The organism is Bradyrhizobium sp. SYSU BS000235 (genome assembly GCF_049747295.1).
Lineage (GTDB): Bacteria > Pseudomonadota > Alphaproteobacteria > Rhizobiales > Xanthobacteraceae > Afipia.
This window is the reverse complement of record NZ_JBMHJM010000001.1, coordinates 3,844,399-3,866,415: the sequence shown is the minus strand read 5'-3', so window position 1 is coordinate 3,866,415 and position 22,017 is coordinate 3,844,399. Positions and strand designations below refer to the sequence as shown.

11 protein-coding genes and 1 tRNA gene are annotated in these 22,017 nt (G+C 59.3%); 7 read left to right on the top strand and 5 right to left on the bottom strand.

Going from position 1 to position 22,017, the window contains the following annotated elements; translation table 11 throughout:
• The first annotated feature begins 195 nt into the window (after positions 1–195).
• Positions 196–897: a response regulator gene (locus tag ACP0KA_RS17925; RefSeq protein WP_424630079.1), complete on the top strand. Its 702-nt coding sequence runs from the start codon at positions 196–198 to the stop codon at positions 895–897.
• A gap of 62 nt (positions 898–959) precedes the next feature.
• On the opposite strand, the gene ACP0KA_RS17920 is transcribed toward ACP0KA_RS17925, so the two are convergent.
• The 5 genes from ACP0KA_RS17920 to ACP0KA_RS17900 all read right to left on the bottom strand — a co-directional run bounded on the left by ACP0KA_RS17920 (position 960) and on the right by ACP0KA_RS17900 (position 13,803).
• Entirely contained in the window at positions 960–2,267 is a 1,308-nt protein-coding gene (locus ACP0KA_RS17920) for an HlyD family type I secretion periplasmic adaptor subunit (protein WP_424631649.1), read from the bottom strand.
• Between the two features lie 70 nt (positions 2,268–2,337).
• Entirely contained in the window at positions 2,338–4,302 is a 1,965-nt protein-coding gene (locus ACP0KA_RS17915) for a cadherin-like domain-containing protein (protein ID WP_424630078.1), read from the bottom strand.
• The gene (locus ACP0KA_RS17910) at positions 4,299–6,050 is read right to left on the bottom strand and encodes a type I secretion system permease/ATPase (protein ID WP_424631648.1); all 1,752 of its coding nucleotides are present in this window, start codon (positions 6,048–6,050) and stop codon (positions 4,299–4,301) included. Before ACP0KA_RS17910 ends, ACP0KA_RS17915 begins: the two co-directional genes overlap by 4 nt.
• Positions 6,051–6,127: 77 nt before the next feature.
• Positions 6,128–13,171, bottom strand: coding sequence for a peroxidase family protein (locus tag ACP0KA_RS17905; protein ID WP_424630077.1), 7,044 nt, complete (start codon positions 13,169–13,171; stop codon positions 6,128–6,130).
• A gap of 558 nt (positions 13,172–13,729) precedes the next feature.
• Positions 13,730–13,803 (bottom strand) — tRNA-Gly (locus tag ACP0KA_RS17900).
• Between the two features lie 138 nt (positions 13,804–13,941).
• Between ACP0KA_RS17900 and ACP0KA_RS17895 the strand changes: the two genes are divergently transcribed.
• The 6 genes from ACP0KA_RS17895 (at position 13,942) to ACP0KA_RS17870 (ending at position 21,933) form a co-directional block, all read left to right on the top strand.
• Positions 13,942–14,244, top strand: coding sequence for a DUF3551 domain-containing protein (locus tag ACP0KA_RS17895; protein ID WP_424630076.1), 303 nt, complete (start codon positions 13,942–13,944; stop codon positions 14,242–14,244).
• A 385-nt stretch (positions 14,245–14,629) separates the two neighbouring features.
• Positions 14,630–16,189: a TolC family outer membrane protein gene (locus ACP0KA_RS17890; protein ID WP_424630075.1), complete on the top strand. Its 1,560-nt coding sequence runs from the start codon at positions 14,630–14,632 to the stop codon at positions 16,187–16,189.
• A 177-nt stretch (positions 16,190–16,366) separates the two neighbouring features.
• Positions 16,367–18,592: a type I secretion system permease/ATPase gene (locus ACP0KA_RS17885; protein WP_424630074.1), complete on the top strand. Its 2,226-nt coding sequence runs from the start codon at positions 16,367–16,369 to the stop codon at positions 18,590–18,592.
• Positions 18,579–19,922: an HlyD family type I secretion periplasmic adaptor subunit gene (locus tag ACP0KA_RS17880; protein ID WP_424630073.1), complete on the top strand. Its 1,344-nt coding sequence runs from the start codon at positions 18,579–18,581 to the stop codon at positions 19,920–19,922. Before ACP0KA_RS17885 ends, ACP0KA_RS17880 begins: the two co-directional genes overlap by 14 nt.
• A gap of 246 nt (positions 19,923–20,168) precedes the next feature.
• Positions 20,169–21,257: a transglutaminase-like cysteine peptidase gene (locus ACP0KA_RS17875; protein ID WP_424630072.1), complete on the top strand. Its 1,089-nt coding sequence runs from the start codon at positions 20,169–20,171 to the stop codon at positions 21,255–21,257.
• Positions 21,258–21,471: 214 nt separating this feature from the next.
• Positions 21,472–21,933 carry a hypothetical protein gene (locus ACP0KA_RS17870; protein WP_424630071.1) on the top strand — a complete coding sequence of 154 codons (462 nt, stop codon included), beginning with the start codon at positions 21,472–21,474 and terminating at the stop codon, positions 21,931–21,933.
• Positions 21,934–22,017: the final 84 nt, after the last annotated feature.

Sequence of the window (22,017 nt, the reverse complement as noted above, 5' to 3'; positions counted from 1 at the left end):
CATTTAATGACATGGACGGGACAATTAATTTTGGATCAGTCGGCGTTAATTAAGTTAACAAGTTAGCCCTGTCATACATGGGTTATTTACATTTGGTGGACTTTTGCCTACGTTTAAATCAGTTCAAAATAATCATTAGCGTGACTGAAAATTATTTAATTGACTCTGATAATTATTTAGGTGGGGGCGGTAGTAATGAGTACGGTATCCGTCGCACTTGTCGATGACCGCCCTTTAATGGTCGAAGGAATCGCTGCGCTACTTGCGCGCTCGCCTGCATTGCGTGTTCTTGCGACGGGGACAACAGCGAGGGACGTCGTCGAGATCGCCGCTCGTCATCGACCAGACGTGATCATCGTCGACCTCAGCATGACAGGCGACGTCTATAGCGCCATTGCGGCAGTCTTAAAATATACCCCGGCTACAAAGCTGGTAGCCTTTACGGCGGCGACCGGCGTCGATTCAGCAATCCGGGCGCTGGATGCAGGTGCAAGCGGCTACGTGCTGAAAGGAAGCAATTCCAAAGAACTCCTCCAGGCCATTGATTGCGTCCATCGCGGCGAAACTTATATCACGCAGAGCTTTGCCAGCCAGGTTATTGCAGCCTTGCGCGATACATCGCTACGCCGAATTGCAGCAGAGGCGGTCAAGTTGAGTATGCGAGAGGGCCAGATCGTTGGATTGCTGCTGCGTGGCAGAACCAATAAAGAAATCGCCACTGCACTCAAAATCAGCGAGAAAACAGTCAAGCATTACATGACAATCTTGATGCAGAAACTCCATGCTCGGAACCGTCTAGAGGTCGTCATTGCTGCGCAAAAATTAAGCGAGCACGCGATGCCGGCAGGAGCGCTAAGCGCAACCAGACTTCCACCGCCTCCGTCATTGGCCGTTTGAAATCAGCCGTTTGAAAATCTCGTCAGCTTGCTAGCTACCACCGGTTAGCGTTGGAGCGAGCGTCAACGTTCGCGGAATGCACGATTCATCTGATCGGTGAACGGTTTGACGAGATATGACACGGCCGTTCTCTCTTGCGTCGAGATGAAAACCTCGGCGGGCATGCCTGGGACCAGTTTCATTCCGGCCAGCGCGCGCGTCGCATCTTCGACCAGTTGCACATATGCAACGTAATATTCCTGCCCTGTTGACGGATCACGTGATGATGCCGGCGAAACCATAATGACCTTGGCCTGCAATTCCGGCGTCGTATTTCGATTGAATGCCGTCAAACGAACGCGTGCGGGTCGCCCTTCCCGTACTTGATCGATGTCAGCCGGTGAGATTCTGACCTCAAACCTCAACTCCGCGCTTTCAGGAACGATCGTTGCGATCTTCGCCGCCGGCGTTATCACACCACCAATCGTGTAGACGAACAGCTCATTCACGAAACCCGAAACCGGCGCGCGTATTTCCGTGCGCGACAGCCGATCTTCGATTGCAAGCTTGCGCTCGTCCAATTCAGAGATCTTTGCCTCCACCGTCCGAAGCTCGCGCTGCGCTTCAGTGCTCGCATTTTGGTCCACAGCAATGATCTGCACCCGTATCTCGCTGGAGCGTACCTTCGCGCGCGCAATGCTCGCCTCGATTTCTCCGCGCTCTCCCAGTATCCGGGCCCAGTCCCGGTGCGCTGAATAAACCCGGGCGTACTCGACAATTTTCTTGTCAAACAGGTCTGACAATTTCTCGCGCTCGGCCCCAACCAGCTTGATCTCTTCGTGTTTGGCCGCAAGCCGCGATACCATGCCGTTTATTTCTTCTGCGGTCTGGCTGATACTGAGTTGAAGCTGTTCCTTCTGACTGTCCCGCGCCAGCTTGTTTCCCGAAAATAGGCGTTTCTCGCCGGAAACGACGGCTTCGGCTGAGCTCGACAGGAATTCTATGTATCTTTCCGGGAAATCAATCGAGGAAAGGTTGTCACGCTCGGCGATCAGGCGCGCTTTCCGGCCGAGAAGCTCCGCGAGTTGGGCGCGCACGATCGAGAGTTCAGCCTTGATCTGCACGTCATCCAGCGTCGCCAAGATCTGCCTTTCCCTCACAAGATCGCCTTGGCGGACGGCCAATGTTTTTATGATGCCGCCGTCTCTATGCTGAACTTCCTTGAGATTCTGATCTACCTTGACCGTGCCGGACGTGATGACCGCGCCTTCGAGGCGCGCCATGGCCGCCCACCCTCCGCACCCAATCACCAACAGGCCAACAAGCGCCAATCCTCCCGCAATCCGGGACCAAAGCGAAAACGCATGCTCAGTATCCTCGCCCCCTGACATAGGCGCGACGGGAACGAAATCGCTCGATGCGTGATGCTTCATAGATCAAGCCCTCTGCGCTCGTCAGCGCTTAAGAGATCCCAACAGTCACTTCGAGATGATGACGGCCGAAAAGTTCGATGGAGTAGACTTCGGAAGAGTCCTCCATGTGGACGTCGATAAACGTCCGGTCATTGTCGTCGAGTTTTTCAAAGCGAAATCTGACGGGACGGTGATCGGTCTGGCCCGAGAGATAGATGTCAGTGAAGAGGTCGTTGATGGCTTCACCAATCCCTTCGTCCCGGTAACGAACCTCGTAGCTCGCAACGATCACGCGATCACCGATCGTAAAGTCCGTAATCTTTCGAACGAGGTCGGGCTGATGCTCAGCGTCCGGTCCATCGAATTCAAAGGTGTCGTCGCCATCGCCGCCTGTCATGGATATCGATGTGGCACCGGCGATTAAACGATCGTCTCCGTGCCCACCAATGATTTTCTCGAAGCCGTCGATCAGATCCCTGCCGATATCGAGCCCCTCAGCAGCTCCCATGCCCACATCAACAACGATGTTCAGAATCGCCGACGAGTAATCCAGGGTATCGTCGCCCCCGCCTCCGGAGTACCGATCCGCTGCGGCGTCGGCAGCCGCGACGACGTGATCATTCCCCTCGCCGCCGTGCACTTCGTCCTGGCCATGACCATCGGATATAACGTCATCGTCCTGATCGCCGAAGGCAACATCATCGCCTGAATCAGCGAACAGTTTGTCCCGCCCTGCGCCTCCGCGAAGGACATCATCACCGTCATCACCAATGAGGGTGTCGTGCCCTTCATCACCCTGCACGGCATCGTCTCCCGCGCCGGCGAACAGAATGTCGTCGTCCTCGCCACCGGAAATAAAATCGTCTCCGCTCTCTCCGTAGATCACGTCGTTGCCCCGCTCACCGTACAAGCGATCGCCTCCAGAGCCGCCGAAGACAATATCGTTGCCAATCCCGACGAACACCACGTCGTTTCCCGCTTCTCCATGGACGATATCGTTTCCAGCTCCGGCCACGATGTGGTCGTCGCCATCACCGCCTCTGATCGCGTCGTTACCTTGTTTGGCGTCGATATTGTCATCACCACCGCGGGCATCGATGACATCCGCGCACGATGTGCCAATCAGATTTTCGTCGAAATCGGTCCCGATGATCGGTAGCGCTTCCATGACGCGGAAGCTGGCGGTCTGCTGAACGATCGCGGCACCATCGGTAATAAAATATGTAAGTGTGACGGATCCGAGCATTCCGGGCTCGGGTGAATATAGCCATTCGCCGTTTTCAACTCGCGTGAGCGTACCGGATGACACCGACAGGTTTCCAAGAGCCAATTGATCGCCATCAGGATCGACCGCTCCTTCCAGCAACGCCAGCACCGAGATCATATATGCGTGGCACCCGATCTTGTCCGGGAGCTGGATCGGGCCGTTCGTGCGCGGAGCGCGGTTGCGCACCAGATCAGAGGATGTTGGCTGTCTCGGGTTGTCTGAGCCGCCGCCTCCACCTCCGCCACCACCCGAAGGACCTTTTCCATCTGTCTTTGCGGCCGATTGATTATCGTTGCTAGGATGAACCGGGGCCATCGCCGAGGCAATCGGAAGTACAGGGACGGGCCTGAGCGCGTTGAAGTCAATCGGCGGAGAGTCGCTCGCCAGAAATCCGTCGATTGCTTCGGGCGATAAGGTAAACCGTGCAGGAATTGGAACGACGTTATCCGATCCCTTTGCGCGACCTTCGATCGAACCTGTAATGTCGGAGTCGGAATCTGCCGTCAGTTCCTGATTTTCAGACTCAATCGCATCAGGCTCGCTCTCAGACGACTTCTTTGCCGGCTGTTCGGATGAGGCCTCAACCCGCACGGGAAGAAAGCTCTTCAGGTAAATCGCAAACCCTGCGAGAGCCATGAGAAACGCAAGTGGACCGACGACGGCCTTAGGCTCCTCTTGATGAACGTAGTCGTCGCGGGTTTGCTTTTTCTCCTGCTGAGAGGTCCTGTTGGCTTTTGCCGTGATCATGCAGGCCTCCGCATTTGCGGCTTGGGCGTCTCATGAGATGGCTTCGGTGCAACTTGCGGACCGGGAGTCATGATGTCTTGCTTCTTGCCGAACGCCACCATCCGTCCGTTCTGCACGATCGCAACCAGTTCTACTGCGGCCAGCGCACTCGGACGGTGTGCAATCACCACCGTGATCCCGCCCCGTGCACTGATGCTTTCGATTGCTGTTGTGAGAGCGGCTTCGCCCTCACCATCAAGATTCGAATTCGGCTCATCCATGATGACAATGAACGGATTGCCGTAGAGCGCCCGCGCAAGGCCAAGGCGCTGCCGCTGACCAGCCGACAGTGCGGTGCCTTGCGGCCCAAGCTGGGTTCGGTACCCCTCGGGCAATCTCACGATCATGTCGTGAACACCTGCCGCCTTAGCTGCTTCGACCACCTTGCGATAATCAGGATCAGGTTCGAACCGAGCGATATTCTCCTCGATCGTTGCATCCATCAGGCTGACTTCCTGAGGTAAATAGCCGATATGCTGACCGATATCGTCCTCGCGCCACTGCGCGAGATCGGCTCCATCCAGGCGCACGCTGCCGCGGAGAACTGGCCATATCCCTGTCAGCGCACGTACCAGGGTTGTCTTGCCGCCTGCACTCGGCCCAATGATTCCGAGGGCCTGCCCAGCTGCAAGTTCAAAGTTGATATCACTCAAGACCACTTGCCCTGTGCCCGGCACCGCAATCGTGACCTTGTCGACCACAAGGCGTTGCTTTGGCGCCGGCAACTTCATGGGCTGCTCAGATGCAGCAAGCGCAATAACCGTCTCACGCAGGCGATGGTAGGCCATCCGTGCTGCGACAAATGCCTTCCAGTTACCGATGGCAAGATCCACCGGCGCAAGCGCGCGCGCAGAAGCAACTGAGCAGGCAATAATCGCGCCTGCGGACAGCTCGTTCTTGATGGTAAGGTAAGCTCCCAGCCCGAGGACAGCCGATTGCAGCAGCATGCGCAGAACGCGGGAGATCGCAGCGAAAGTGCCGGTAATATCATTCGCTTTTGTCTGCAGCGCCAGGTGCTCGCCGTTGGCTTCACTAAATCTTCTGACCGCACGGCCGGAAAACCCCATCGCCTTAAGCACATCGGCATTGCGCGCATTTGAATCCGCGATCGTATTACGGACGATTGCCGCCTTCCGTGTCGAGACGCTCAGCCGTTTGGTCAGGACCTCGCTGACTACGGTCAGAACGGCAAGAACAAACGCGCCTGCAAACGTCAACGCGCCAAGCAGCGGATGAAGGAAGTAGATGAAGGCCAGATACACCGGCATCCATGGCAGGTCGAAGAGCGCAGCCGGGCCTTGACTACCGAGAAAGCCGCGCACCGTATCGACATCGCGTCCTCGCTCCAGCGATTCTGACGTGGAAAACCCAAAGCGAGGCATGTCGATGGCGACACGATGCGCCATCGGCGCGATTTTCTTGTCGAGGCGAGCGCCGACCCGCACCAAGATCTGCGAGCGGATAATGTCGAAGCTGCCTTGAAACACATACAGACCGACGGCAAGCAGCGACAGGACCATGAGCGTGGGGACGCTTCCACTCGTCAAGGCGCGATCGTAGATCTGCATCATGTACAAGGATCCAGTCAACGCGAGCACGTTGATGATCCCCGAGATCAGAAACAGGAACAGGATGACGCCGCGAAAACCTCGCGTAAGTTCCGCGAGATTGCGTTGCTTAGCAGGAGACAATTCCTTGAGCTGTGCCATGACTTCGATGATGCCAAACGCGAGAGCGGACAAGGCACCATCGGAGGCGGACGACGCCTCCGATGGTTATGCGGGCTTCAGAGATTGAAATTCGAGTTGGTCAGATTCTGATGACCTTCGATCGAGATCGCGAAATCAGCCTCTGTGCTTCCACCCGTATTTCCGGTGACAACCGTATATTCGCCGTCTGCCCGGGTTTCGTAGGATACCGCGAGCTGACCTGCCGCCGTGAAGGCAGCCCCCGTAACAAGGGTGAATGCCTGGTCCGCCGCGGCACCGCTGTTGGCATCGATGCCGCTGAGATCCAGCCGATCGCCGGGTTCAAATCCGAGGATCGTGTCGCCGTTCGCCGCAGCGGTCGACGTAAACTTGAAGACGTCGTTTCCTGCACCGCCATCGATCACGTTCACCGCATTGCTCGCGGTGATGGTGTCGTTGCCCGAACCGGTATTGACGTTTTCGATGCCCCAGAGCGTATCGTTGCCCGTCTGGCTGCTGACGGCGCTGCCTTTTCCAAGTGCGCTAGCACCCAAATTGACTGTCACGCCGACGGTCGCAGCCGAAATATCGAGGGTGTCGCGACCAACGCCGCCATCGCTCTCGTCACCAAAATAGACATCGTTGCCGTCACCGACCTCCGAAACGATCAGGTCGTCACCGGCGCCGCCGAAGACTGTATCGTCTCCCGCCCCGGCGGTAAGGAGATCATTACCCTGATCACCGAGGATGCGGTCAGCTCCGGCGTCACCGTACACGATATCTGCATCGGCACCTGCAATCACCTGATCGTCGCCCGCACCGGCGAAGATCACATCCCGGCCGGCTCCGCCATTGGCGAAATCCGCACCGTCGCCCAGGGAAATTGCGTCGGCGCCGCCATCCCCGATCGCAACGTCGTCTCCGGCGAATGCGACGATATTATCGTCACCGGCGGTACCGACCAACGTGTCGGATTGCGCCGTTCCCGAGCGCACACTTCCTGGAAGCGGCGGCGAGCCGTCATCTTCGTCTGGCGTACCCTCGTCATCGGGGCCGATTTGCGGTCCCTCTCCGTCGGCAACGTAGGTCACGCTGTGATTTCCGTTGCTCAACGTCGTTACGCCGTTGACCACCGTCTGCACATAGTCATCGCGCGTCGCGCCGTCCGGCAGTTCGATCACATCCTGAGGTCTCAACGTCCCGACGATCGTGTCGTTACCGCCATTTGATCTAAAGACGATGCGATGCGCCGAATCGAGGGACGAAATATCGATGGTGTCGTTACCTGCATCGCCATCGATGGTGATCGTATTGAAATTAAGGCTCGTGCCGGTGAAATCACCGACCACCTGGATGGTATCGCCACTGTTCGATCCACCGGTGCCGGGAGGAGAGGTTACGAGGAGAGTGTTGACGCGAATTTCCTCGATATTGTCCAGCTCCGCAATGACGGAGCCGTTGCGTGTGATCACGATCTCGGTGAGATCGTTAAGCACCAACCCGGCGAATGCCGCGATCGCCGCGGCGCGACTGTAGATAACGAATGTTTCGGCACCTGCAGCGCCGTTCAGTTGATAGGTATCGACGCCTGCGCCACCATCGACAAAGTCGCGCCCACCGGTACTACCTGTCTGGGTGATCGTGTCGGTACCGCCTCCCGCGAAAATGATGTCATCACCGGCAAGACCATTGAACGCGCTGTTGGTGCCGTCACCAACAATAATGTTGTTCCCGGTGGTGCCGTCCACAGTGGCCGGGCTGGTGTCTCTCGTGATCGTCACGTCATTTCCCGTGCCGTCCGTCAGGCTCCCGTCGCTCAGGGTATATGTGAACGAGCCGTTGGCGCCGCCGGTGTCCGACAAGGTGACGGAACCGGGATTTGTCGCGAGCGATAGACTTCCAATGCTGTTGGCACCGCCGACAGCCGTGATGTCCAGCGCATCACCATCTGGATCAACGTCGTTGGCAAGCAATGCCCACTCAGGAATGCTGAAAACTGCGTTGGCTGCGAAATTGGTGATCACAGCGTCATCAGCCGCAACCGGAGCATTGTTCACCCCGACCACCGTTACCGTCGAAGTGGCAATGTTACTGTCGAAGATCGCATCATTCACCGTAACGTTGATTGTTCGCGCCCCGGCCGTAGGGCTCGGCGAGTCATTCACGAACGACACCGCCTGGATCGCAGCCTGATAGTCGGCGAACGATGCTGCACCGATCAGATTGACGATGATCTGACCCGACACTGAAAGGTCGATCGCGGAAGTGATTGTCGCAGGCAACGCCCCGACAACCAGTTGATCGTCCAGTTGAGCGTTCGTCAGCACAATCCTTGCGGATACCAGCTGAGTGCTATCGGCATCGGTGACCAGCGGGCCGCTGGCAATCGCGACAGCAGCACCACCTTCGGTGAAGGTTGTCGCGAAATCCTCGTTCGGCGGGGTTACAGGCCGTACGAAGCTGATCCTCACGTCGTCGACAAACACGTTTTCATTCGCGTTGTTCATCGCAGTGGTCACGAAGCGCACCGCCGCATTGGCCGTGAACGGACCCGTCAGGTCAAACGTCTGGTTGGTGACGCCTCCGTTCCCGCCGATAAGCCCACCAAGCTGGTTGAACGTGACGCCGTCGGCGGAGAAGAAAACAGTTATCCCTTCGCCAGCCTCGAGATTGTTGGCATCGGATGTAAAGGTCAGCGTCGCTGTTGTTGCTCCGGCAAGGTTCACGGTTCGCTGAATGCTGGCGCCGTTGCCGCCATTCTCACCGAATCGCAGGCTGTCCGTGGTGCCACCAATGACCTGGATGGCACCTGTTGTCGCAACATTGGCAACCGGATCACTGGTTTCAGCCCATGAGCCCGCCCACGGCGTTACACCTTGCGTGTTCGTGTAATTTTGATTCGTGAATTGATCCAGATACTCGCCGCTGTCGAAAGCATCCAGTGAAAGCACCGGTGGCGTCAGCGTCAGATCACCATCCGCAAAACGAAGGACTTCGATGTTGCGGAGCGTATCTGTCCCATCCGTGGCGGTGCCTCTCGCGTGCGCGACGGTAATAGTTCCGTTCGCATTCGCTATGATGTCGTAATTCGCCCGGTCATCGGAAAATACCGCGACGTCCGTGTCTCCCGCGCCGTCGGCAGTTCTGATCGTGCGCACGATGCCCAACTGGCCGGGATTGATGTTGCCCGCGAACATAGCCGTCGCCAGCGTGGTCATGCTGTCGTGCAGCGCCGATGTCGGACCGATATGCGCAGTATCCCCCGCGGCAAATACACCAATCTGCACGTCCAGCCATTTGTCGCCGTCGATGATATCGTCGCCGGCTCGTCCGGTGATGATATCGCTGCCGTCGCCGCCGAGGATGATCTCGCCTGCACTGAAGGAGGTGACGCCTGCACCCAGCACGTCCTGAAGACCTGCGATAAGAGCAATGCCCTCCGCGTCAAGAGCACTGCCGGTGTATCCTTCCGTTCCTCCCTGCGCGAACGGAAGACGCTCTTCCGCAAGAACATCGGAGCCAGTGAGAAGATCGTCATGGCTGGAGCCGGACAATCCCTCGACCGCTTCATACGCGTCCAGCGTCCCGTTTATCGGCGGATTCGGATTCTCATCGAATACGATGCCACGCGTGAAGTCGGCATCTACGCCGAAGTCATTGTCCTTGTACGTTGCCCAGTCCCAGCCGGACATACCGACCATTTTGCCTCGGCCGGCACTGCCGACCATGATGTCATCGCCACCTTCGGCAATGAACTCATCGAAGCCGCCGTCACCCAGAAACACGTCATGGCCGTCGATGCCATCCTGAGCGAAGATTTCGTCGAAGTTGTCGCCCGGCGCACCGTCGAAGGTACCGGTCTCGATCCAGTCATTGCCTTCGTTGCCGAGAATACGTTCGGCATTCTTGTTGCCGTAGATGAAATCGTTCCCTTCCCCGGCGAACACTTCCGAGCCCATGTCGGTGCCCAGGAAAATGAAGTCCTGTCCGGCGCCGCCCATAACCAGATCGAGACCCGGCCCAGCATGGACCACGTCGTTGCCGTTCTCGCCCTTGATGTTGTCGTCACCGCCGCTGTCAACGATGATGTCGTCTCCGGCGCCACCATTGATGATGTCATTACCGAAGCCGCCTTCCAGCCTGTCGTTGTTGCCGTCGCCGAACAACGTATCGTCGCCGATTCCGGCGATCAAAATGTCGGCGGCCTCGGTGCCGCCGAGCACGACATGGTCGCCGCCGGTGTAACGCAAATAATTGGTATCGGTGCCCGGCGTAGCCGGATTGTTGCGGACCACCAGCGGAGTCAGGATGCCGCTGCCCACCGGGTCGGCGCTCTCGAGAGTCCCGTCACCGTCCAGATCGTTGAACTGTCTGGTCTGATCGACTTCAAGGATAAGGCCTGGTGTCGAAAACACATCCGAAGGCAGATGCGTCGCATTGGTGTTGCGCATGATCATCGCGGCGAAGGAGTTGTTCTCCATTTCACCGAATAGATGCAGACCATCGAGACGCTGCAGATAGTAGAAGCGGTCGCCGTTCTGCAGCTTTTCCATCTGCGTTTCGAAAACGAAATTGAAGGTCGAACCCAGCATGCCGCCGAAGGGCATGATCGCTTCCGCCAGCCCACCAATCCAGAGATCGACGTCGTTGAGGCCGCCGAGGCTGCCACCGGCATAGGCACCGGTCGCATTGAGAAACTCGACCGCATCAGGAGGCACTTCAAGCCCGCCAACCGAGACGCCGGTGATAATGGTCAGCGCAGCGTTGCGCTTGCCCTCGATGGTATCCTGACCAGTGATCAGCGAATGCGTGCCGTAGGCCGCGATGAAGTTTATGATTGATGCTTCGTGCTTGAGATGGCCGGCGAAATCGACCCAGCTCTCGTAAGGCTTCAACAGGACGTCCTGGTTCGTCGCCGCGTAGAACTGGGACCGGGCTTCATTCAGCGAAGGAACACCGGTATCCCGGCCGCGGGCCAGATTGATCGTCGCGAGATCGAGGGGCAAGCCCAGCAGATTATTGCGCAGCGCGCCGGTTACGAACTCGTCGATTTCGTTGCCGACCTGGCGAGTCATGCCGCGGACAATGGCGCCCGCCGCGATATCTGCGTCGACCGCAGCGCCAGTTCCATTGTTCTCGAACTGGAGCGGGTTGAGGAAACCTTCGATCAGACCGATATGGTTCTCATTGAAGGCCGGATCGAAGCGGTCGATCGACTCGGTCAGCATCGAGTGACCGAAGCGATAGACCACGTGGGCGAACTCGGCCACGATCGAGGGATCGATGGTGACATCGAAGCCGTCGGGGACCAAGAACACGTTGATGTTGGGCTGAATCTTACGCGCGAATTCCTCGAAAACGAGATGCTGATACTGCATCTCGGTGCCGAATTTTGCCGCCTGGAAGACACGTTCTCCGTCCCACACAAGCGCCGCGATCTGCTCCGCCGTCGTCGGCAGGGCGGCGACATCCACAGCGAGCCACTCATTGAGAAAAGCCAAATCGCCGGTTGCGAGTACGACCTCTTTGGTGTGGTCAACCAGCCGATTGTGTTCGGAATGGAACACATGATGGACGGCGGTCAGGCCAATGTTCTCGTTGGCGCGGCCGTCACCGGCAACGAAATGCGCGTCGAGAAGTTCGTTATCGTAATTGCCATCGGTCGCGGAGCCGTCACCGTTGTCGAGTCCGATTTCGATATCACCATCGGCCAGCCCGTCAGGAACGGCGTCATGCGCAATATCGGCAAGGAAAGCGTGACCCGTGCGCACCGCGCCCGCGACCGAAACACCAAGTCCGCCATTGGCTGTCGGATCACCTTCGACCAGCACGAAACTACCCGGCGACGCGCCAGGAAAGACGATCTGCGCGAAGCCGTTCGCACCGGGAATGAAGTTACCGTATTCATCGGTCGCCAGCAGCGGCACGTTGCCGACATCGGAATCGACCAACTGAATTCCGAGCAAGTCCCTCGCCTGCACCTTGAGGTCACCCCACGTCGCCATGCCCTGGGTGCCGCCCTGGATGAGCTTACCGGTTGCCACCGGATCGCCTGCCGCATTGAACGCGTACTCACGCAGGAATACCTGATGTGAACCGTGGGACGCGTACGTCTGGTTTTGATCGACGAATGCCGTCGTGTTGTTGATGGGCCGTTCAACGTCGTCAGCCGTGCCCATGACACCGTCTGCACCTGGCTGCAGGACCGTCGCGCGGGTCAACACCATGAAGTTGGTCGGGCTTGCCGGATCATAGAGCGGATCATCCGGCTGCAGTGGGATGAACACCGTGCCGCTGCCGCCTTTGGCGACGAGGTCGAGACCGTGGTCAAAGAACTGGCCGAAAAGCGTGAACCACGAGTTGAACGAAGCTGAGAGGCCTTCGTCAGGTGCTGCATTCGGAATCGAGACGTTAACGCCGTCGAGTTCGATGCCGCTGGCTTCAAGCAGTGCATCGAGCGCGGCACGCGCATCGGTGAGCGCCGCCTCAGCCTCGGCTCGGGCTGCTTCGGCCGCCGCTGCGGCCGCGGCCAGATCAGCATCGCCAGGATTCGCTGCTGCGGCGGCGCTTGCTGCCGCCGCTGCGACTTCGGCTGCGGTCAGTGCCTCGAACAACGGTTCGATCGGTTCGAAAGCCGCCGTAATCTGGGCCGTGACGGCCATTTGCTGATCGGGCGGGACAATACCTGCACGCTGCAAGGCCGTCAGAATGGCCGAGGGATTGCTGAGTGTTTGATCGACGATCAGATTGGAGATCGTGCGGACGCTGCCATCAACGACGACAGAATTCGGGTCGTTGGAGGGATTGTAGTTTGGTTGAGTAGGAAAGGCCGGTGCCGGTCCGGGGCCGTCCGGATCAAGCATCCCACCTTCCGCCGGCCTGAAATCCGTCCCCAGATTTTCTGGAAATTCGGTATCGGAAGACCCCCAGTCGGGATGAAGCAGATTGTTGTATGTTCCGTCGACAGTGCGCAGCCCCCAAGACACGTTATAAGCCGGCACTGATCCGCCCGGACCGAAAAGCGGTTTCGCCGGATTGAGGGGATCGCCGGTGCTGACACCCTGGGTGAACGCGGCATGGGCCTCTGCAATCTTGATTTGCTTCAAGATGAATTCGAGATCGCTCTTGATGTATGAGACCATGACGCCCTCACTCCGTTGGGCTCTGCGGATTTGGCCGCGAGCCAGGACTATGACATCCTGTTCATTAGAACCGGTGCGCGGCGCGAGGAACGGAATAAGGTCCGAGGGATATCGGGACGAAGGTCCTAGTTTCTTCGCCGTTGGATTGGACCAAGGTCCGATTTTGTTCGGCCTTTGGTCTGAGGTGCTTTCCACTTTTCGGACCAGAAGAAGCGGACGGCACGGTTCGAAGAATGCCTAGAAGATTGCATGCGCAGCCGCCCGCGCCATTGAGCAAGGCAGCTAACGGTCCGCCTGTGGCACCGTCTCCAAAAACGTCATTTAGGCAGACCTCGCTGGCGGGCCCTCGTTGAGAGACTCCCGGAAAGCGGTTGATCGCGCCGATCTTCTCAAGGATAGGAGTTCATCATGGCTGTCGGATCGCCACCAGCGCGAGATCCATCGTCGCAGAGCCCGGCACGAACGCCCTTTTGTCCGGCGCTTGTCAAAAGATCAGCGACAGATCTCTATTTGGAGTCCGGGGCGGCAAAAGCCGAGCGATGGTGGGCGTTTTGAGATTGGAGCGGGTGAAGGGAATCGAACCCTCGTATTCAGCTTGGAAGGCTGCTGCTCTACCATTGAGCTACACCCGCGACGCGGGGAGCAGTAGCATGGCCTTCCTCGGGTCTCAACACCAACGATACAATAACAAGATAGTGTTCACCCCTGCGGAACTAAGTTTCCAAAGACGGGGTTTGATTTTCTACGTCAATCGCTTCGCGGAGAATTCGATGCGCAATGCAATGTGGGCTCTGATGGCTGTGGCGGGTGTTTATGCGTTCAGTTCGTCCCCGGCAGAAGCAGCCAGGGTCTATCGCTACTGTCTGGTCGAATCTTTCGCGGCCGGGCCCGGCACTTGTTATTACGACACCTATGGACAATGCATGGCGAGCGCCTCCGGCCGGCGCGCCTATTGCCAACTCAACCCGATTATTGCCTTCCAGCAGCAGGGATATCGTCAGAATGGCTATGGCTACGACGATCAGCCGCCGCCTGTGAGGAAAAAGAAGCGCCGGCACCATCATTACCACTGATCGCCGAGATCATGGACCGGCCGGTCAGCGCCGGTCATCGTCTTCTGTTCAGCCCGCTTTCCGCTTCCGGAGGCGGGCTTTCACTTGCCAGGCGACCTCGATTCGCCCACCCCGCACTCAGAGTTCCATCTCCTTCGCCTCTGATTCTCACCCAGCGCAAAGGGCGTTCCCGACAGCCTGTCACAACTGTTACGTGCCGATGGATTGAAGTAATATAATACCTTAAACCGACTCGGCGTTAACCTAATAGGGTCAAAAATGTGGCCCAAGTGCCACATTTCAAAAGACTCGAAAAAGCCACCATTTCACTATCCCGCGAGGTCTGCTACTCAAACCCGATCGTTTCTAAATTATTAAGCCTTTTTGCGGTTGGGACTTTTATCAAATGCGAACACTGGCGTACGCCATTCCGGCATTGCTTCTCAGCTGTTTTAATCCCGAGAACGCATTCAGTCAGACGGCCTTTTCAATCAACGACGCCCTTCAGCAGGCTATCAAGACCAATCCCGGGGTCGGCGAAGCAGCCGCAAATCGCCGCGCGACTGAGTCCGAATTGCGACAGCAGCAGGGCACACTTTTGCCACAGGTCCGGCTCGAGGCCCGCACCGGCCCTGAGCGCTTCAACCAGCAGGTGGTACCCGCTCCGCTGGGAAACGGTGACTGGCGCAACGGGCGGGAAGTCTCCGTCGTCGCACGCCAGCTGGTGTTCGACGGTTTTTCCTCGATCAATGAGATCTGGCGCCAGTCCGCGCGCGTGAATGCCGCCGCGGCGCGCGTCCATGAACGGACCGAACTGCTCGCGCTGGATGCAGCTGAAGCGTATGTCGATGTCGTGCGCTACCAGCGCCTCATCGTGATCGCCGAAGACAACGTGCGGGTTCACCAGAACCTGTTCGCCAACGTTCAGGCACGCTTCAAAGGCGGTCGCGCCGGTGAAGGCGACCTCGAGCAGACCCGTGAGCGCGTCGAAAACGCGATCGCTACCCTCGCCGGTTTCCGCCAGAGCCTCGATGAGGCCCGCGCGAAGTACCGCCGATCTGTCGGCCTCGAACCGTTCAATCTCCGTCAGCCCAACCGCCTGCCCGGACTGCCGAAGAGCAAGGATGAATCGCTCGCTGTTGCGCTGAAGTTCAATCCGACCATTCAGGCTGCCGAGTCCGATGCCCGCGCCGCGAAGTATGCCTTCAAGAGCACGTCGGGCGCGTTCGTCCCCAACGTCTATCTCGAAGGCCGTGCAGCCTCCGGCACCGACGCCAATGGCTATGTCGGTAAGCGTGACGACGTCAGCGGCAAGGTTGTCGTGAGCTGGGACATCTTCCGCGGCGGACAGGACACCTGGAAGCGCTCGGAAATGGCCGAGCGTTATGTCGAGGAAACCATGAAGCACGCGCGCCTGCAGCGCGACGCGGTGGAATCGATCGACAAAGCCTGGGCCGCCCGCACCCTGACTGCGGACCGCATCACGGCCCTGAACCGGCAGATCACGTCGGACCGCAAGGTCATCGTGTCCTACCAGAAGGAATACGAACTCGGTCAGCGCTCGCTGGTCGACCTGCTGAACGCCCAGAACCAGCTGTTCAACGGTCTGGTGTCACTGGTCTCGACCCAGAACGTCGCCGTGTTCGCCGACTATCAACTGCTCGCTGCGATGGGCGGATTGATTCAGTATGTGAAGGCGCCGCCGCCGGCTGATGCCGAGCCGCTCAACGAAGTGCCGTTCGGTCTGATCCCGACCAAGCTGCCGCCGATCATCCTGCATACGCCGGTTTCGGGACCGGAACCGCTGCAAGTGCCTGTGCATGCAGAACCAGTCCCCGCTTTGAATTTTGCCGCCAATGGCAAGGCATTCGATGAACGCTGGAACAGCGTGAACGATGTGAACGGGTGGTTGGCAAACACGACAAAGTGGTCGGTCTCGAAAGCGCAGGCTTCCGCGACCCGCTGACAAGCACATTTACCTTAACGCCCGCGCCGGCAGTCGGCGCGGACCAGTGACGCGGAGCCGTACTCGTGACGGTTCCGCGATCTGCATTAGGCTTACCAAAAGGTTTCATGCTGCGGCCATGTGCGCTGCGCTATGAGAGTATTTGAGTAAAATTATTATTGGCCAGGGCGTGCCCCAGTGAATCCCAGTGCGGCGACATATCGTGACGTTCCGAAAACCGATGCGCATGAACGTGTCGACAACCAGCGCGATCCGCTCGCCGATGCGCTGATCTATCTTGCCGCCCATCATGGCCGCGCCATCAGCCGCGAAGCTCTGATCGCGGGTCTTCCGATCATCGAGGGCCGTCTGACTGCATCGCTCGTGGAGCGCGCAGGCCTGCGCGCCGGGCTCGAAATCGCTCCCGCCAAGCGGGCGCTTACGGACATCCCCGCGCTGGTGCTGCCGGCCCTGCTGGTGATGAAGGATGGCGTGCCGCTGATCTTCCGGAAGCTCGACGAGATGACGCAGATTGCGCAGGTCGTCGATCCGGCCAATCCGCAACTGCCGCAAAGCCTGCCGCTTGCGGACCTCGCTGCGCGTTATTCAGGCTACTTCTTCCTGGTCAAACCCGTCGCCACCGCCGATCCGCGCGCCGTGGCATCCGGCGATCTGCCGCGCACTCACTGGTTCTGGTCGGTCGTGCGCCGCTTCGGCTCGAACTACACCCACGTCGCGCTGGCGGCACTTCTCGTCAACATGCTGGCGCTGGCGGCGCCGCTGTTCACGATGAACGTCTACGACCGCGTTGTGCCCAACGGGGCAATCCCGTCCCTCGTCGCGCTTGCGATCGGTCTTGGCCTTGCCATCGCCTTCGACTTCGTGATCCGCATCGTGCGCAGCCGCATTGTCGACCTCACCGGCAAGAAGATCGATGTGGTGCTCGCCGCCGATATCTTCGAACACATCCTCGCGGTGAAAATGGCGAACCGGCCGGCCTCGGTCGGCATTCTCGCCAACCAGATGCGGGATTTCGATTCCGTGCGCGAGTTCTTCACCTCGGGCACCGTGATCGCGGCCACCGACCTGTTGTTTGCGCTGATCTTCATTGTGGTGCTGTTCATCATCGCAGGGCCGTTGGCGTGGATCCCGCTGCTGATGCTGCCGATCGTCATCGGCACCGGCTTCCTGCTGCAGCGACCGCTGGACCGCGCCATGAAGCGGCTGCAGGCGGAATCCTCCGCGCGTCACGGCGTGCTGATTGAGTCGCTCTCCGGCATCGAAACCGTCCGCGCGACGGGCGCGGAATCCCGGATGCAAACAGCGTGGGAACGCTCCGTTGCCGCCACAGCGCGCTCCGGCGAAGACGTACACTTCTGGTCGTCGCTGGCGTTGACCATCACCAGCTCCGCGCAGCAGATCACCAGCATGCTGCTGGTGGTGATCGGTGTGTTCCTGATCCTCGACGGCAAAATCACCATGGGTTCGCTGATCGCCGCCAACATGCTGTCCGGCCGCGTGCTGGCGCCGATCTCCAGCCTTGCCTCTCTCATCACCCGCGCAACCCAGACCATCAGCTCGCTGCGTTCGATCGACCGCCTGATGGGGCTCGAGCGCGAGCGGCCGCCGGGGCGCTCCTACGTCTCGCGCAAGATCGAGCACGGCGCGATCACCTTCGACAAGGTCAGCTTCAGTTATCCGAACTCGAAGGAGAAAGCGCTCGACAGCGTATCGTTCACGATCTCGCCGGGTGAGCGGGTGGCGATCATCGGTCGCGTCGGCTCAGGCAAGACCACGGTGGGCCGCCTGCTGACTGGATTCTATGATCCGACGGAAGGTGGCATCGCTGTCGACGGCATCGAAGCACGGCAGTACGACCCTGCCGACCTGCGCGCGGGCATCGGCTTCGTCATGCAGGACACCGACTTGTTCTTCGGCAAGCTGCGCGAGAACATCACGATCGGCAAACCCTCCGCGACTGATGAAGAGGTCATCGAGGCTGCGAGGCTCTCGGGTGTGGAGCAATTCATCGCCGGTCATCCGCTCGGCTACGACATGCCGGTGGCCGAGGGCGGCCGCAGCCTCTCCGGCGGGCAGAAGCAAGCCATCGGCCTTGCACGCGCGATGATCCGCAAGCCGAAGATCATGTTCATGGATGAGCCGACCGCGCATTTCGACGTGCGCAGCGAAACCGAATTCCTCGAGCGGCTGAAAGGCCTCGCGAAATCGGACATGACCATCATCGTGTCCACGCACCGCCCGTCCCTGCTCTCGCTCGTCAACCGCATCCTCGTGTTCGAGAAAGGCAAGCTGGTTGCCGACGGCCCGCGCGAAGCCATTCTGGCGTCGCTGCAGGCAGGCGCAAAGCGGAACGAGCCCGTCAAATTCGAAGCCCCGGCTGTGAAGACCAATGCAGCAGTCTGATTTCGCCTTCGCCAACGACATCCGCGCGGCCGTCGAGTTGCGCACGCCACGCACGGCGCGCCTGATCCTGATCTGCACCCTGGCGCTGTTCCTCATTGGCCTGATCTGGGCGCACTTTGCCGTGCTAGATGAAGTGAAGCGCGGCAACGGGCGCGTCATTCCCACGCGACAGATCCAGGTCGTGCAATCGCTCGAAGGCGGCATCGTCGGCGCCATCCTCGTCGATGAAGGCGCCATGGTGAACCAGGGCCAAACCTTGATGCGGATCGAGGACACGAAGTTCGCGTCTGAATTCGGCGAAATCCGTGAAAGGCGCGCAGCTACCGCAGCGCGCGTCGTCCGTCTCGAAGCCGAAGCCGCGGGCAAGGACAAGCTCGTATTTCCCGCTGATCTCGAAAAATCGGCGCCCAAGGCTGTCGCCGCCGAAAGAAGTCTGTACGAGGCGCGGGCTCGCAAGCTCGCACAGGACATCGACGTCGTCGCGCAACAGGAAACCCAGCGCCGCCGAGAATACGACGAATACAACGCCACCGAAGTCAAGCTCACCGAAACACTGAAACTGCTGCAGCGCGAAGTCGATCTCACCCGCAATCTGTTTCAACAGAAGGTCGTGCCCGAAATCGAAATGCTGCGCGTCGACCGCCAGGCCAGCGAAATGCGCGGACAGATCGAAGTGATCAAGGCGTCGAAAGCGAAGGCCTCTGCGGCCATCCAGGAAGCACAATCACGGCTGGAAAACGCCAAGACCACGCTGCGCGCCCAGGCGGACGAAGATCTTGCGAAATCGCGCGGCGATCTCGCCGTGCTCGACGAAAACATCAAGGCCGCGAAGGACCGCGTGTTTCGCACCGACCTGCGCTCGCCAGTGCATGGCATCGTCAACAAGCTCAATGTCACAACCATCGGGGCCGTGGTGCAGCCCGGCGCGAACGTGATGGACATCGTTCCGCTCGACGACACTCTGCTGGTCGAAGGCCGCATCCGGCCGCAAGACATCGCGTTCATCCGCGCCGGCCAGGATGCCGTCGTCAAGGTAACGGCCTACGATTCTTCCGTATTCGGCTCGCTTAAGGGCAAGGTCGAGCGCATCAGCGCCGACGCCATTGTCGACGACAAGGCGGAGCGCGGTGGCGGCGGCGAAAAGAACGAGGCGTTCTACCGGGTCATCGTCCGCACCGACAAGAACCACCTCGGCACGACGGAGCATCCGCTGCCGATCATCCCCGGCATGGTCACGACGGTTGAAGTCCTCACCGGATCGAAATCGGTGCTCGACTATCTCGTGAAACCCGCGCGCATGCTGCGCGAGGAAGCACTCCGCGAGCGCTAAGGCGCGCTCGCCGTTCAAACGCTTCACACTTCGTCAGCGTTAACGCGCCGTTACAGACTTAGGGACAATTTGCCTCAATCGCCGCTCTTTGCGTTGTGATGGGCTTTCCCTTGCCGCCCAATATAGCCCCAGCAGTGAACGCCGCTTAACGCACCCCTCATTCCACTCGCCCATGATCGCCCCATCACACGGGACGGGATCGGCCCCAAGGCCGACCGACAGACCCGGGATACAGGGGCGTTTATTATGTCGTTTGTTTCACGGGCGCATTGCGCCATCGGGGCAATTGCATGCCTCACATTGATCGCGGGTGCAGCAATGCCGGCCGAGGCTGCGGCGAAAGCCAAGCCACGGAAATACATTTTTGACGATCTGATCACGCCCTCGATGATGGCGCCGCTTGCGGCCGAACCGGTGCGGGCGCCAACCAACGGGGCGAAGTTCTTCTCGATCAACAGCGTTCTGGCCAAGCTCGACGGTAAGGCGCCGCCGGTGCCAACGGTTCGCCTCGCGTCCATCACGACAGATGACGTGGTGTCCGATGCCCCGGGCGACATGATCACCGTGGAACGTCCAAAAACCACGAACGAGCCGTTTGGCCTGTTCACGTTCCGCGCGCCGGAAGGCGTGCTGTGGCGCAAGTGGCGCTCGGTCCAGAGCGACATCGCAGCTGACATGCGCGACGCTGCAAATTGTAAAACCGACGGCGCCACGTGCAGTGAAGCGGCGCGCAAATTCTCTTTGATGGTAGATGACGTGCGCGGCCGCGAGGGCAAGGCGCGCATCGAGGCCGCCAATCGGCTGATCAACACCGCGATCCGCTACACGCGCGATCTCATCCAGCATGCCGCGATCGACGTCTGGTCCTCGCCGCTGGCTTCGCTCGGCAGCGGCCGCGGTGACTGCGAGGACTACGCGATTGCCAAGTATGTGCTGCTGCGTGAAGCGGGCGTTGCCGAACAGGATCTGCGCGTACTTTTGGTCCGCGATCGCGCCGTGCGCGAGGATCACGCCGTGCTTGCAGTGCACATCGATGGCACGTGGACGGTGCTCGACAATCGCTATGCTGCGCTGTCAGCCGACAGCGAGTTGCAGCACTTTACGCCGTTGGTCGAACTCGACCACAGCGGTGTGAACATGTTCGCTTCGCCTTACCTGAGCCAGCGAACGCAGGAGGATGGCAAGGCGGTCGCGCCGGCAGCCGATAGCGTCAGCGCCGACGCTGCGGGCGATGCATCGCTACAGCCTCCCAGCATCGAAAATACGGAATTCAACAGTCCAGAGACCGCGCTCAGCCTGAGTGCAGGGGCCGAAACACTGCCGATCTTTATGTAAGGGATCGAGCACCGGACACTCCAATCGGTCATGCAAAAGAGCCCGGCCCGCCGGGCTCTTTCTTTTTCGGGCCTCTAACGACGGCCAGCCGCGGTCGATGAATCCGCGGTGCGTCTCCTCATGTCAGGCGCGCCGCTTCGTGCTATGCTTTGGACTGATTGAGAACTTGCGTGATTTTTGAAGTTATTGATCCAAGTCATATGGAGGCCGTGCGATGGCAACTGACGCGGTTCTTGCTTTGGCACGGCCACGACGCGCATTGATCTCATTTGCCGCAAGCTGTCTGGCCGCCTGGGGGCTTCTTGCGGGAATGAACACAGGCGCTGTCGCCCAACAGGTTGTGGAACGCATCGCCAAGGGCCCACCCGGAAAGGACATCCGCATCGGGGTTTTTATCAACCTCGAACCTGATTGCACGTCGGGGCCACTGCCCGCGATCCGCGTCATTTCCAAACCAACGCACGGCACCGTCACGGTCAAGCGCGGCAGGATCAGCGGAACGAATTACAAGCACTGCGTTGCGCTGGAAGTCCCAGGCCGCGTTGCGTTCTATCGCTCGAAACCGGGTTTCACGGGCGTCGATGCCGTGACGATCGAAGTCCGATATCCGGGGATCCCCGCCGAAACACAGCGCATCAAGATTCTGATCAGCGAACCGCCGGCGCAGGAGATTTGAGCGGCCGCAGCAGGCGATCGACCACGATCACGAAAGCAGCCGCGGGAAGGACGGCCTCACGACTCTCTCAAAGAAAAAGCCCGC

What these genes read in the sequence shown, in the direction of transcription:
- ACP0KA_RS17925 (WP_424630079.1), top strand. Translation starts at nt 196, where the DNA reads ATGAGTACGGTATCCGTCGCACTTGTCGATGACCGCCCTTTAATGGTC.
- ACP0KA_RS17920 (WP_424631649.1), bottom strand. Translation starts at nt 2,267, where the DNA reads ATGTCAGGGGGCGAGGATACTGAGCATGCGTTTTCGCTTTGGTCCCGG.
- ACP0KA_RS17915 (WP_424630078.1), bottom strand. Translation starts at nt 4,302, where the DNA reads ATGATCACGGCAAAAGCCAACAGGACCTCTCAGCAGGAGAAAAAGCAA.
- ACP0KA_RS17910 (WP_424631648.1), bottom strand. Translation starts at nt 6,050, where the DNA reads ATGGCACAGCTCAAGGAATTGTCTCCTGCTAAGCAACGCAATCTCGCG.
- ACP0KA_RS17905 (WP_424630077.1), bottom strand. Translation starts at nt 13,171, where the DNA reads ATGGTCTCATACATCAAGAGCGATCTCGAATTCATCTTGAAGCAAATC.
- ACP0KA_RS17895 (WP_424630076.1), top strand. Translation starts at nt 13,942, where the DNA reads ATGCGCAATGCAATGTGGGCTCTGATGGCTGTGGCGGGTGTTTATGCG.
- ACP0KA_RS17890 (WP_424630075.1), top strand. Translation starts at nt 14,630, where the DNA reads ATGCGAACACTGGCGTACGCCATTCCGGCATTGCTTCTCAGCTGTTTT.
- ACP0KA_RS17880 (WP_424630073.1), top strand. Translation starts at nt 18,579, where the DNA reads ATGCAGCAGTCTGATTTCGCCTTCGCCAACGACATCCGCGCGGCCGTC.
- ACP0KA_RS17875 (WP_424630072.1), top strand. Translation starts at nt 20,169, where the DNA reads ATGTCGTTTGTTTCACGGGCGCATTGCGCCATCGGGGCAATTGCATGC.
- ACP0KA_RS17870 (WP_424630071.1), top strand. Translation starts at nt 21,472, where the DNA reads ATGGCAACTGACGCGGTTCTTGCTTTGGCACGGCCACGACGCGCATTG.